This is a genomic window from Pseudomonas sp. NPDC089401 (assembly GCF_044749485.1).
Classification (GTDB): Bacteria; Pseudomonadota; Gammaproteobacteria; order Pseudomonadales; family Pseudomonadaceae; genus Aquipseudomonas.
Genome location: NZ_JBIVIA010000003.1, coordinates 632,166 through 645,857, shown reverse-complemented (window position 1 = coordinate 645,857; position 13,692 = coordinate 632,166). Strand labels below are relative to the sequence as shown.

8 protein-coding genes are annotated in these 13,692 nt (G+C 66.6%); 5 read left to right on the top strand and 3 right to left on the bottom strand.

The annotated features are described in order from the left end of the window. Window positions 1–46 precede the first annotated feature (46 nt). The 3 genes from ACIP21_RS10300 to ACIP21_RS10290 all read left to right on the top strand — a co-directional run bounded on the left by ACIP21_RS10300 (window position 47) and on the right by ACIP21_RS10290 (window position 9,909). The gene (locus ACIP21_RS10300) at window positions 47–4,534 is read left to right on the top strand and encodes an NEL-type E3 ubiquitin ligase domain-containing protein (RefSeq protein ID WP_400687018.1); all 4,488 of its coding nucleotides are present in this window, start codon (window positions 47–49) and stop codon (window positions 4,532–4,534) included. Window positions 4,535–4,610: 76 nt separating this feature from the next. Then, on the top strand, window positions 4,611–9,170 hold the full coding sequence (locus tag ACIP21_RS10295) for an NEL-type E3 ubiquitin ligase domain-containing protein (protein WP_400687016.1): 4,560 nt from the start codon (window positions 4,611–4,613) through the stop codon (window positions 9,168–9,170). 187 nt (window positions 9,171–9,357) lie between these two features. Continuing rightward, a complete protein-coding gene (locus ACIP21_RS10290) occupies window positions 9,358–9,909 on the top strand; it encodes a DUF4174 domain-containing protein (protein WP_400687014.1) in 552 nt (183 codons plus the stop codon). Window positions 9,910–9,954: 45 nt separating this feature from the next. On the opposite strand, the gene ACIP21_RS10285 is transcribed toward ACIP21_RS10290, so the two are convergent. From ACIP21_RS10285 to ACIP21_RS10275, 3 genes are all read right to left on the bottom strand, one after another. Further along, window positions 9,955–10,440: a DoxX family protein gene (locus ACIP21_RS10285; protein WP_400687012.1), complete on the bottom strand. Its 486-nt coding sequence runs from the start codon at window positions 10,438–10,440 to the stop codon at window positions 9,955–9,957. Between the two features lie 145 nt (window positions 10,441–10,585). Beyond that, on the bottom strand, window positions 10,586–11,869 hold the full coding sequence (locus ACIP21_RS10280) for a sensor histidine kinase (protein ID WP_400687010.1): 1,284 nt from the start codon (window positions 11,867–11,869) through the stop codon (window positions 10,586–10,588). Then, window positions 11,866–12,606: a response regulator gene (locus ACIP21_RS10275; RefSeq protein WP_079227499.1), complete on the bottom strand. Its 741-nt coding sequence runs from the start codon at window positions 12,604–12,606 to the stop codon at window positions 11,866–11,868. The genes ACIP21_RS10280 and ACIP21_RS10275 overlap by 4 nt, the downstream gene beginning before the upstream one ends. 219 nt (window positions 12,607–12,825) lie before the next feature. Between ACIP21_RS10275 and ACIP21_RS10270 the strand changes: the two genes are divergently transcribed. Next, entirely contained in the window at window positions 12,826–13,104 is a 279-nt protein-coding gene (locus ACIP21_RS10270) for a DUF2790 domain-containing protein (RefSeq protein ID WP_400687009.1), read from the top strand. Continuing rightward, window positions 13,094–13,633, top strand: coding sequence for a thioredoxin family protein (locus ACIP21_RS10265; protein ID WP_400687007.1), 540 nt, complete (start codon window positions 13,094–13,096; stop codon window positions 13,631–13,633). The genes ACIP21_RS10270 and ACIP21_RS10265 overlap by 11 nt, the downstream gene beginning before the upstream one ends. Window positions 13,634–13,692: the final 59 nt, after the last annotated feature.

The window sequence follows — 13,692 nt, the reverse complement described above, 5'->3', positions numbered from 1 at the left end:
TGGTGAGCAGACTAGCGTCATGGCCCCCTATCCGGAGCCATCGAACATGAACACCCACGCTGCATCGACCGTTGTCGGAAATGACCCGCTAGCCCTCGAACAGGCCTATCAGGACCAGTTGATCGCCAACTGCTTGCCGGCCTGGATGCGTCAGGCCGATATGCAGCACATGACGCGGCTGGGCGACGCCTTGAAGCGCTGCGTGGCGGCGCGCCAGCGCCTGTCCGCGCAGCTTTCACGGTTGCAGGGCCTGGACGGGTTCGTCGCTGCCCGCCTGCACGCCGCCCTGGCCGAGCGCTTCGGTGTGACGACGGACGTCGGCACTTTGCAGTTCCTCGACTCCTTCAGGAAGCCTCTGTTCAGTTACGCCCCGGTGCGCGTCCCGATGACGACCGCGGAGTACTACCCGATGCCTTTGCTGGAAGCGGCCCTGCACAATTTCAGCGCCGACCAGACAAGGCTTGGCGGACAGCCGCCTGGCCACTGCGTGCGCGACGCCAACGCCGCCATCCTGGCGCGCCCCAGCGCGCTGCAGTTTGCCCAGCTTTGCCGCGAACTGGACCTGGGAGCCGCCTATCAGCAGTACCTGGACGGTGCCCTGGCACCGTGCGTGAGTCCGCTGTTGCAGGTGTTGACCGAGCGAATGCTGTTCGATGCCTGCAAGGCCAGGCTTGAAGGCGTGCTCGACGAGGACGAGTTGCAGATGGTGATCGGCCTCTGCCGCAATGGCAGGCCCGGGCGCCTGAAGGGCGCGCGGGTGATCGCCAGCCAGCTGCACCTGAGTGGCTGCACGCTGCAGCAGATCGTGGTGCTGGAGGTGCGCGATGAGCGCCTGGCGCCGCTCTACAGCATCACCCGCCAGGTACTGGTCTACATCCCTGGCGATCCCATGGGGCCGTGGAGCAGGGGCGACGACCTGGCGAAGTTCACCCGCAAGGTGCTTGGCAGCCGGCTGCGTCAGCAGGACTATCAGGCGTTTTTCCAGCGCTTCGTGCTGCGCCGTGACTGCCCGCGATTCTTCTCGCGGGTGGTCAGCGGTTACCACGACTTGCCGGCATGGGCCGGCCTCGACCTCGGTGAAACCCTGCAGGCGTACGACCTGCCGTTGTTTCCCAGCCTGGCTGCCGCCACCATTGCCCAGATCAAGCTCGATGCCGCGACCATCGCCATGCCCGTCAGGCAACTGGACCGCAAGGTTCAGGCCGAGCATCGGCAGATGCTCGCCACGCAGGCGCTGACACTGCTAGGTATCGCGGGCCTTTTCGTGCCCATGATCGGTGTCGGGTTGCTGGCTGTGACGGCCTTCGAACTGCTCAAGGAGACGTACCAGGGGCTGACGACCTGGCGAGCGGGTGACGTCGACGCCGCCGCGGATCATTTTCGCCACGTGGCCGTTGGCGTGGCGGGCCTGGCCGCCGTGGGGGCGGGAGTGACGCTGGCGCAACGCGCCTGGAGTGGCGCGCCGGTGGTCGATGCACTGGTCCCGACCCAGCTGGAGGATGGCAGCCTGCGCTTGTGGAATGCCGACCCTGCGCCGTTTCGCAGCCTGGCCCTGCCAGCCGAGGCAATACGCGATGAGCAGGGGATCTACCGCCTCGATGATCGCACCTGGATCGAAATGGAGGGTCACCCTTATCTTGTTCGCTACGATCAGTCCCTGGAACGCTGGCGGTTGCACGCCGAACAGGGCCATGCCCCGTTGCTGCACCACAACGGCGCCGGCGCCTGGCGCCTGGCGTGCGAGCAGCCGGCGCAGTGGCACGATGCCCGGCGCATGTTCCGCCGGTTTGGCGGGACGTTCGCCGAACTGGATGACCAACGTATCGAGCAGGTGCTTGCCATCCATGCACTGGACGCCGACCAGTTGCGCGCCTGGCATGTTCACGACACCGTACCCGAAGCAGCCGTTGCCGACACGGTGGAGCGTGCGCGGCTGGTTGCCCGCATCGACGTCTTGCTGGCGCGTCTGCAGGCGGGGCAGGCGCCTCTGGATCGCTTGCTCCTGGAGCAGGCTGGCGAGTTGCCAGGCGCCGCCGGGCTGAACGGAAACGCCCTGGCGGAGGTGGCCCAGGCGCACCGCCGGCTGTTGTTCGAGCGGCTGTACCAGAGCCAGCAACGCCCGGACAGCGACCAGGCGGCGCTGCGGCGGCTCTTCCCCAGCCTGCACCCTCGTGCTGCCCGGGCCCTGCTGCTGGCAGCCAGTGCGGCCGACCGAGAGCGCCTGCAACGTACCGGGCGGGTGCCCCTGTGCCTGGCCGAGGCGGCGCGTGCCAGTGCTCGTTACATTCGCCTGGTGCGGGTCATGGAGGCCTTGCAGTTCGACACTGCGCAGACGCTGGACCTCGCCCGGGTCACGGTACAGCTGCTGAGCAAGCTTCCGGGCTCCCGGCAGTGGCGGGTGGTCGAGGCGAATGGCCTGGACCCGGCGCAAGGGCCTCAGCCGGCACGGCTGGCTTTCAGTGATGGCCAGTTCGTCGTGTTCGATGACAGCGGGCAGGTCGTGCAGGGGCCTGGCGAGCTGTTCCAGGTGCTGGCCGACGCCGCCGACCCCGCCCAGCGCGCCGCGATGGGGCAGGACGGATCTTCTGCCAATGCGCTGCGCCAGGCCGTCCGACGCCTGGCGACGGAGCATCGGGACGATGTGACGCAGGTGCTGCAGAGCGATACCGCGCGAACCTGGTTCAATGCACCCAGGCGTCTGGCGTCCGGCCGTGTCGGTTACCCTTTGAGCGGGCGCGGCAGCGGGCAGCCGCAACGGCATCTGCCGCGGGCACTGCAAGCGCGCCTGCGCGCGCTCTACCCGGAATACAACGACGAGCAGCTGCGCAGCTGGATTCGCAACGCCCCTGCGTCGTTGAGGGCGACCGAGCAGTTGCTGGGACGCCTGGAAGGTCAACTCGCCACCCTCAACCGGCACCTGCGAACCTGGGTCCACCAGGCCAGGAACGCCGAGCAACAGGAGAACCGGCGGTTCTTCCGGCAAGCGTTGCGCAACTGCTGGCAAAGGCGCTCGGACGGCCCGGAAGCTACCCAGGTGTTCAACAGCGATTACCGTTGGAGCGTCTACGGTGCAAGGCCGGGCGCTCTGCCCGGGCTACCGGACACGGTGCGCTTCGAGCATGTCTTCGTCTTGTCGTTGCGTGGCATGCTGATCCCGGAGATACCCGAGAGTTTCCTCGCGGCCTTCCCCAACCTGCGCGTGCTCGAACTGCCTGGCAACCGTTTGCGGCGTGTGCCGCAGACTGTGTTGCAGATGCGTCACCTGCAGTGCCTGGATCTCTTCGACAATGCCATCACCCTGGATCCGGGGCAGTCGACGATCCTGGCAAGCTGCGAGCGCCTGCTGTACCTGAATGTCTCGAACAATCCCCTGGGCCGGCTGTTTTCCCTGGAGGGACTGACGCAGCTGAACGAACTGCACCTGTCCAGTACCCGGGTGGCTCAGCTGCCGCGCGGCTTGCTCGATCATGCTGCGCTGCGCCGGGTGGATTTGCGCGGCAACCTGATTACCGAACTGCCCGAGGAATTCTTCCGCTCACGCATCTGGCGCGAGGGCGATGTCCAGCTCAGAGGCAACCCCTTTACCGAGGCGCAGACGGCCCGCCTGCGCCGTGCCCTGCGTGCCGTGGCAACGCCGGCACAGCACACAGCGGCAGTTCCGATCCGCCTGCGCTGGCTCGATGCGATTACCCTGCAGCAGCGTGAGGAGATGGGCGCGTGCTGGGACGAGCTCGAGTACCTCGAGGGCAGCAGCGACTTTTTCCGGCTGCTCGGCCGCCTGCTGGAAACCGCCGACTTCCAGCATCGCACCGGCGCCCGCTACCTGGCCCATCGGGTACTGAACATGTTGCAGGCGATGCGCCGCGACGTCGTGCTGCGTGGCGAACTGTTCGACAACGCCAGTCAATTGACCTGCCAGGACAGCGTGGCCCTGCGCTTCACCGATCTGGAACTGCGCCTGATGGCCTGGCAAGCCGAGGCCGACGCCTTGCGTGGCGACCGTCAGCAGGCCTTGCTGCGCCTTGGCCGCCAGTTGTGGCGGCTGGAGCAGGTCGACCGGATCGCCCTCGAAGATATCCAGTCACGGCTTGCCAGCGAGCCGACGCTTGACCAGCTCGAAGTCCTGCTGGGGTACCGGTTGGCCCTCAGGGATGCACTCGACTTGCCGGTGCGCACCAACAGCATGACCTTCGTGCGCCTGGCGGACGTGCAACCGTCGCACATCACCCGGGCCACGGCGCAGGTGCTCGAAGCCGAAACCGGACAAGCGCTGGCCGAGTCCATGGTCGAGCGGGACTTCTGGCGCACGCACTTGCAAACCACGTTCAGTGCCCGCTTCACGGCACTGGGCGAGCCCTATCATGCGCGCCTGGAGGCGTTGCAGGATGACCATGTGCGTGCCGAGGCCGAACGGATCGAGCAGATGAACGAGGTGATGCACGAACAGCAGATCGCCGAACGTGGACTGCTCCTGCAACTGACCCTCGAGGCGCTGGACAACGGCGGGCCCGAGACAGCCATCTGGGTACGCTGACCCGATCAGACTTAATTAGTGCCGCGGGTCCTGGCCGCTTGCATAACCTCCGGCTCCCCCATACCGGAGATCAGACATGCATCAGGACACCACGGACGATTCGGCGCAACAGTCCAGTCAGGTGGAGCAGGCGTACCAGGACGCACTGATCCGTCAGCGCTTGCCGGACTGGATGGCGTCGGCCAGCATCGATCAGCTGGAGCAGATCGGCGAAGCGATGACCCTCAGCCTGTACTTCCGAGGGCGGGTCAACGAGGTGTTGCAGCGCCTGGAGCCGCTGGACGGGTTCTCCCGGGCACGGCTCGAAATGGACCTGCGCCAGCGCCTGGGCACAGACATCGATGTGAGCCAGTGGCGTATGCGGGTGGGTACCGAGGAGCCGGTGATCGGCTCGCAGCCGGTCGGCTGGCATTTGAGCGAGACCCGCTACGAGCAGGTGCCGTTGCTGGAAGCGGCGTTGCGCAACTTCACCGACGAGCAGGCTGTGGCCGGCGGGCAGGCGGTGGGTAACTGCCTGCTTGGCCAGCCCGGTCTCCGGGTGCCACTGCCAGGTGCCGTGACCTTCGCCCGATGGTGCCGCCAGGCGGATCTGGGCCAGGCTTACCAGGCCCACCTGCAGCAGGTGCTGGAGGGCCCGGCGGCGACGGACATGCCTGCGCCGTCGTTCGCTTCGCTGCTGTCCCGGTCTCTGCGCTATGCCATGCGCGTCGATGCCCATGCGGCCTGGATCAAGGGCGATATCGGCGAGGCCGAACATCGCCTGCTGGCTGACCTGTGCGCGCTGCGTGAACCGCTGCGCCTGGAGGGCCGTGCGGTGGTCGCCAGGCGCCTGCAACTGCTTGGATGCGACCTGCAGCAGATCGTCGTGCTGGATGTCCGCGATGAGCGCCTGAGCCCGTTGTACACCGCCACCCATCGGCTACTGGTGCATATCCCGGGTGATCCTGACAGCCCGTGGCGTGCCTACCCCAGCCTGCGGCACTTTGCCAATGCACTGGGCAAGCATCTGCGCACGGCGCCCTACCAGCGCTTTTTCAGCCGTTTCGTCAGGCGGCGGGACAGCCAGCGGTTCTTTGCCGCCGTGCTCGACGGCTATGCGGGGGTGAGCGACCTGGCCAACATTGCCCTGGATGAACACCTGCGTGATTACCCCGAGCGGCTGTTCGACAGCCTGGCCCGCGCGCGCATCGAACAGATCAAGGACGACGCCGCGATGATCGCAGTACCGACTGCGGCGCTCGATGCGCAGGTCCGGGACGAACATGACCAAAGGCTCAAGGCCGAGGGCTGGGCCCTGCTCAACCTGGCAGGCATGTTCGTGCCGGTGATCGGTGCCGGATTGCTGGCCGTCACGGCCTGGCAACTGCTGGGTGAGGTTTACCACGGCGTCGAGGCCTGGCGTGAAGGCGACAGCAGCGAGGCCCTGGATCACCTGCTGAACGTTGCCGGCGATGTTGCCGTGCTGGCCGCCACCGCCGCCGGCATCAGCGTGGCGCAACAGCGCTGGTCACGCTCGGCGTGGGTCGACAGCATGGTGCCGGCTCGCCTGGAGGACGGCAGCCTGCGCCTGTGGAAACACGACCTGGCGCCGTTTCGCAGCGAGCCGCCTGGGCCGGGTGCGGTAGTGGATGCGCGTGGCATCCATCGCCTTGGCGACCAGGCCTGGGTGTGGATGGACGGCCACTACTACCCCGTGGTGAGCCGGGGCAACGCTGCACGCTTGCACTTGCGCCCGATAGCCGGCCATTCGCCTTCGCTACAGGGTAACGGTGCCGGAGCCTGGTACCTGTGGTCCGAGCAGCCTGCGCAGTGGCAAGGCTCACGCCACCTGCTGCGCCGCCTGGGTGAGCGATTCGCAGGCTTGGACGATGACCAGCTCGACCTGCTGCTGCTCGCCCACGACCTGCAGGAGGAGCACTTGCGCGCGCTGCTGGTTCATGGCCGGGCCCCCAGCGCGGCGCTGTTGGACACGGTGCGACGGATGAGACTGGAGCAGCGTTTGCGGACGGCGATCGCAGACCTGCGTCTCGGCACCCGCCAGGCGGCTGAACTGCTGCCGCACATCGACGCGCTGCCCGGCGCTGCGGGCCTCGATTGTTCGGCCCTGGCAGACCTTGCCTGGCGCCAGCGTCGGGCCTTGTTCGCCCGCGCCTACGCCGCGGCCGAGCCAGCCCTGTCGACCGGGGAGGCTGCCTTGCGGCGACAGTTTCCGCGGTTGCCCGCAAGCGTCGCCACCGAGCTGGTACAGGCTTTGACGGTTGCCGAACGGCGCTCGCTGGAGCAGCAGGGGCGGGTGGCACTGGCGCTGGGCGAGGCGGCCAGGCAGGCCACCCAAGCGCTGCGCGTGGCCCAGGTCTACCAAGGGCTGAGTCTGGATACGCCGCAGGATACCGATCTGGCCCGGGTCGTCATCGGCCTGCTCGAGTACCTCCCAGGGGCTGACAGCGGGCCCCGGCTGCATGTCGCCGAGGATGGCCTGCAAGGCCCCGTGCTGGCGGCGCAGCCACCGCCAGAGGCGACGCATGCCCTGGTGCACCGCGATGGTCGCTTCCAGTTGAGCGATGCTCGCGGCATTGCCATTGGCGAGCCCGGAGAACTGTTCGAGGTGCTGGCTGCTGCCTATGACGCCCCGCAGCGGGTTGCCACGGGCCTGGCCGAGCCATTCACCGATGACTTGCGGAGGTCCCTGGCGCGGCTTGCCGGGCAGCGGCGTGGCGAAGTGCAATCGCTGTTGGGGCAGCCCGGGTTGCCCGGCTGGTTTCGCCCCCCGCAGCGTCTGCCTGGCAACCGACTGGGCTACCCGCTCAGTGGACGCAACCCCGGCGCCCGCGGGCGTCGGGGCCGCCCGCAAGCGCTGTTTGCCATGGTGCGCGCGCTCTATCCGGCGTTCACCGATGGTGAAGTCCTCGCCTGGCTGACCGATGTCCACGACGCCGGGGCAGGGGTGGCGCAGGAGCTGGCCAGGCTGGGCCAGGAACTGGAGACCTTGGACAGTACCCTGCTCGACTGGACGCGCCAGAGTGCCAATGCGGCACAGCGAAGCGAGCGCAACTACCTGCGCGAGACCTTGGTCAACTGCTGGCAGCGTCGTACCGCGCGTGCCGCCCAGCAGGACGGGGTGGCCTCGGGGTACCGCCTGAGCATCTGGTCCGTGAGCCTGGAGGCGCTGCCGGAGCTGCCGGCGCCGATCAGCTTTTCTGCCGTGCACGAGTTGTCGATGATGGGGCTGGGCCTGCGGTCGGTGAGCGCCCGGTTCCTGCGCGCGTTCCCCAACCTGAGTGTCCTGACATTGTCCAACAACGCGCTGGTGCGCTTGCCGGGGGGCCTCGAACAACTGGCGAATCTGCGTGAGCTTGACCTGTACGGCAACGATATCGTGCTGGACACCGAACAAGCCATGACCCTGGCCAACCAGGTAACGCTGCGCTACCTCAACCTGTCCTACAACCCGCTCGGGCGCGGGTTCCCGCTGTTTCGCCTGGACCGGCTCAGCCGTTTGTACCTGCGCCGTACCGGGATCAGCGAGTTTCCTCTGGCGCTGCTCGACCGCCTGGAACTGCTGGTTGCCGACCTGCGGGACAACCTGCTGACCGAGTTGCCTGCACGGCTGTTCCAGGCGCCTTCCTGGATCGGCAGCGGCATCCAGGTGGCGGGCAATCCGCTTTCGGCCCAGGCCGCCGAGCGCCTGCGGGTGTACCAGCTGAGCCTGGGCGGTGCGGTCGAGGGCGATGCGCTGGGGGCGCCTATAGCCGCGCGACAGCGCTGGCTCGATGCCGCTGACAGTGCCCTGCGACCTGAGCAATCCTCGGCCTGGGACGAGATGGAGGCCGAAGAGGGTAGTGAGGCGTACTTCCATTTGCTGCAACGCCTGACCGAAACGGCGGATTATCGTGACAGGCGCCAGGCGCTGGCCAACCGAGTGTTCACCATGCTCATGGCCATGCGCGAGCATGCCTCGCTACGTGAAGACCTGTTTCTTCACGCCCGCGACAACCTGACCTGCCAGGACAGCGTGGCGCTGTGTTTCAGCAACATGGAAGTGCGGATGCTGGTCTGGCGGGCGCAGCTCGATGCGCGTGCCGGTCAGCAGGAGAGCGCGTTGCTGCGCCTGGGGCGGCAGCTGTGGCGGCTGGACGCGGTGGACCGGGTCGCCCTGGAGGACATCCAGGCGCGTCGGGCGCAGGGTGCAGACCCCGACGAGATCGAGGTGGGCCTGGCCTACCGCCTCTCGCTGCGCGAAGCCCTCGATCTGCCGGGCCAACCTGGCGACATGCTGTTCGACGAGGTGGCCGGTCTCGACGAAACCCGTGTGCTGGCGGCGCTGGCCCAGGTCAGGCGGGAAGAAACCAGCGAGGCGCTGGCGCAGTCACTGGTTGCCCGGGATTTCTGGCAGGAACACTTGCAACGGGTCGAAGAGGCGCGCTTCGAGCGCCTCGATGCACCTTTCCATCAGCGCCTCGAGGCTTTGATGGCAGACACTTCGGTGGCTGAGGGCGAACGACTGACCCGGATCGACCAGCTTCACCGCGAGCGGCAGGTGGCCAGGGCGGGTTTGATGTCGCGCTTGACCCTGGCCCGGTTGGAAATCCTGCCGGAAGAGCCTGCACTCGAAAGCCCTTCTCGTTCTTCGCCATGATGAGCATCGCCCGCCGGGGCGTGCGCTATGCTCACACTGTGCAGGCATGGCGCGGGTCAACGGCGGGCGGCAATGGCAAGTTACTTTTCGCCTTACCCTCTCCTTGCCTGGTTGGTTTAGGCTCGCTCATCGGACCTTTCCGAATGTTCTGTAGTCTCTGTTTCATGAACAAGCCAAGGAGATGTGCATGCTTGTCCGGTCATTGACCCTCGCCACCCTGCTAGCCGTGGCCCCGCACCTGCTAGCCGCCGACAGTGACGCACCGCTGGCCAAGGAGCTGGGCAAGGCCAGGCCGCTGGTGGTCATCGCCCCCAGCAGCGCCGACCCGACCTTGCGCGGCCTCAACGAGGCGCTGAAAGACCCCGCCACCCAGGCGGCCTTCAAGGAGCGCAGCCTGATCCTGTTCAGCGTGGCCAACATGATGGGCAAGCGTGAGGACAAGAACCTCGAGCAACAGACCACCATGGCCCTGATCCGCGAGCTCAAGCTGGGGGCGAGCAAGGGCACCAAGGTGATCCTGGTCGGCAAGGATGGTGAACGGCATGTGCTCAAGGACGACGAGTCGGGCGAGAAGATCGACCCGCAGGTGATTTTCAAGGCCGTCGACGAGTTGTCGGCAAGCGAAAAGGCGGTGAGCGCGCCTGAGCCCGTCGCCGCTGCGCCTGAGCCGAAGGCCAAGGACAGCAAGCCCTCCAAGCCGGCCAAGCCAGCCGCCCCGCCAAAGCCCTTGGATGACTGAAGCGCTGTCAGGCGGGAAACCGGGGCAGCGAGCCCCGGTGCGTCGTTACCGGGTGCGGGCCTTGATCCAGTAATCCAGGCTCAGGCGTCCGGAACCTTTGAGCAGCAGCGGCAGCAGTGCCACCAGGTAGATCAACGGCAGCTTGAAGTTGCCATGGCCCTGGTCGGTAATGGCATAGCCCTGGGCCAGTTCCGCCAGGCTTGACCATTGTGCAGGCCAGTGCACGGCAGCAATCGCCACCACGGTCACCACCATCAGCCCGGCGGAGGCCAGCCGGGTACCCAGGCCGAGCAGCAGCAGCAGGGGCAGCAGCAGTTCGGCCCACATCGACAACTGCCAGTTCAGTTCCGCAGGCAGGACATTGAAGGGGAACGGAAAACTCCCTTGCAGGTCACCGAACCAGTTGCTGCCGCCAAGTTTTTCCCAGCCCGACTCGAAGAATTCCCAGGCCACGAACAGCCGCAGCGGCAGGTCGGCACTCCAGTTGCCAAGGCGGTCGACGTGATTGAAGGTACGGGTCAGTGCATTCATGGTGTTCTCCCGGTAGGTGTTGAAGTGACCGGGAGTGTGGCGGGGCGGGGTATCTGGAGTGTGTCGGCCCAGGTGTCATTGTGTATCGGACTGTAGCTTTAGCGCTGTAGGACATAGCAATGAGGCCGTGCACAGTGGGCACGGCCTACAGTTCGATCTGCGCGCACAGCCCGCCACCCTGGCGATTGCTCAAGGTCAGCCGCCCGCCCATGGCCTGGGTCAGCTGATGGGCGATGGCCAGGCCAAGCCCGGTGCCGCCGGTGCTGCGGTTGCGCGAGCTTTCCACGCGGTAGAACGGTTTGAGCACTTCATCCAGTTCGCCGGGCGGAATGCCGGGGCCGTCGTCGAGCACCCGAATCACTGTCCGGTCATGGGCATGACTGACCTCGAGCTGGGCCTCGCCGGCGAACTTCAGGGCGTTGTCCACCAGGTTGACCAATACTCGGCGCAGGGCGTGGGGGCGGGTCTGCAGCAGGCTGCCCGTGCTGCCATGGCGCTCGACCTTGGCGCCGCTGTCCTGGTAGTCGAACACCAGGCTGTCGAGGAAGGCATCGAGGTTGATCCGGCACGGCGCTTCGGTGTTGATATCCATGCTGCGGGCATAGGCCACGCCCTCGCGCACCAGGTGTTCCATGGCGTCGAGGTCGTGGCAGAGCTTTTCTTTCTCGGTGCCCTCATCCATCACTTCGACCCGCAGCTTCATGCGGGTGATCGGCGTCTGCAGGTCATGGGAGATCGCCGCCAGCAGCTGCATGCGCTCCTTGAGGTAGGCCGCGATGCGCGCTTGCAGGGCGTTGAAGGCGACGGCGGCGTACTGCACTTCCCGCGGGCCGCTCTCGTCGAGCAGCACACCCGGTTTGTCCGGGTCCAGGTTGTCCACGGCCTGGACCAGGCGGGTCAGCGGGCCGATGGCCAGGCGTACCGCCAGCCAGGTGCAGAACAGCAGCACGCCGAGCTGGACCAGCAGTACCAATGGCAGCCAGCTGGCGACCGGTACCCCTGCGGGGGTAACATCGATGGTCAGCGGCGAGCCGTCCGTCAGGTGCAGGTGCACCTGGAAGTGCTGGGTCGGCCCGGGCAGTTCCTGGAAGCGCAGCGTGTAGCGGTCGCCGATCGCCTTGACGATCGATTCCGCGGCCATGGGCGGATCGTCGCTGGCCATCTGCGTGCCCGCCTGGCCCTGATCCAGGCGGTAGCGGTAGGTGTGCCGCTCCAGGCGCGGCAGCCAGCTGGCGCGCTCGTCGGCGGGCAGCCGCTCGAAGATGGCCAGCGAGGTGGTGATGTCCTGCTCGAGGTGGCTGAGCATCATCGAGCGGCTGCTGACATAGCGCTCGTAGGCCTGCAGGCTGAACGACAGGCCATAGGCCAGGACCAGGCCGGTGATGAAGATCAGCGCCAGGCGCGAGGCCAGGGTGCGTGGCCACTTCATGACGGCGTCTCGAGCAGCTGTACCGCCAGCGAGAACACATAGCCCTCGCTGCGCACGGTCTTGATGCAGCTGGGCTCGCGGGCGTCGTCGCCCAGGCGCTGGCGCAGGCGGCTGACCAGCAGGTCGATGGAGCGGTCGAAGATGTCCGCTTCGCGGCCCTGGGTCAGGTTGAGCAGCTGTTCGCGGCTCAGTACCCGCTGCGGGTGGTCGAGGAACACCCGTAGCAGCCGGTACTCGGCGCCGCTCAGGGCCACCAGGGTGCCTTCGCTGTCGAGCAGGTGGCGGGCGGTGGTGTCCAGCCGCCACTGGCCGAAGGCGAGCAGGCGATTGCTTTCGCTGATGGTCAGGTTCGGCGGCAGCATGCGCGTGCGGCGCAGCACGGCATTGATGCGCGCCAGCAGCTCGCGGGCGGAGAACGGTTTGGTCAGGTAATCGTCGGCACCCATTTCCAGGCCGATGATGCGGTCGGTCTCGTCGTTGCGCGCGGTCAGCATCAGCACCGGGGTGTTGCGGTGCTTGCCGGCACGCAGTTCGCGGCACAGCAGCAGGCCATCGTCGCCGGGCATCATGATGTCGAGCACGATCAGGTCGACGCTGTTGGCTTCGAGGAAGGCGCGCATCTGCCGGCCGTCGCCGACGATGCTGGTGCGCAGGCCGTTCTTCTTCAGGTAGTTGCCGACCAGCTCGCGTATTTCGCGGTCATCGTCGACGATCAGGATGTGATCGACATGTTCCATCGGGCAGGGTCCTGTGCAAGGGGAGTGGGCGCAGTGTACCGAGCGGTTGGGGGCTTGCCTGCGGGGTTTTGTATTGCAGTGTATCTGGTGCCGGTGCAGATACAGCGCGACGCATATCGGCGGCACAGGCGACACATGGGGGATACCTGGCGGGCGTGAAATGGCTCTCGACCGGGGAGCAACGCTTCCCACCCCGCAAAGTTGCCCAGGAGAGATGCCATGAACCTCAAGACCCTCGCCAGCGCCAGCCTGTTCACCCTGCTCAGCCTCGGCGCCGTCGCCGCCAACGCCACCAGCGCCGTGCCGAGCAGCGATGCCAGCACCCCGCATTACCGCTACGGCGACCATCTGGACGTGAAGCGCGTGCTGTCGGTGAAGGATGACCAGGCCAATGCCTGCGGCGTGGTCAACACCCGCATGGATTACCTCGACTCCAAAGGGCAGCACGAGAGCGTCGACTACCTCACCTACGCCACGGCAGGTTGCCATGAGCATTGATCGACGACTGCTGTTGAAGGTGGGGGGCGTGGCCCTGGCGCTGGTTGGCCTGGGCCTGGCCGGAGGGCAACTGATGGCCCGCGACGATTACGGCGCCATGCCGTCGCTGGCCGGCGCCAATCAGTGGATCAACTCGCCACCGCTGGATGCGCCGGCGCTCAAGGGCAAGGTGGTGCTGGTGGATTTCTGGACCTGGGACTGCATCAACTGCCAGCGCAGCCTGCCCCACGTCAATGACTGGGCGCGGCGCTATGCCGACCAGGGCCTGGTGGTGGTCGGGGTACATACGCCGGAGTACGACTACGAGCATGATGTCGGCCAGTTGAAGAGCAAGGTGGCCAAGCTGGGCATCGGCTACCCGGTGGCGGTGGACAACGACTACCAGGTGTGGAATGCCTGGGGCAACCAGTTCTGGCCGGCGCATTACTTCGTCGATCGCCAGGGGCAGGTGCGGCATGTGCACTTTGGCGAAGGTGACTATGCCGGGCAGGAGAAAGTGATACAGGCGCTGCTGGATGAGAAAGGGTAAACCTGTGGCGGCCTATTCGCGGGTAAACCCGCTCCCACAGATACTGCATAGTTCTCCAG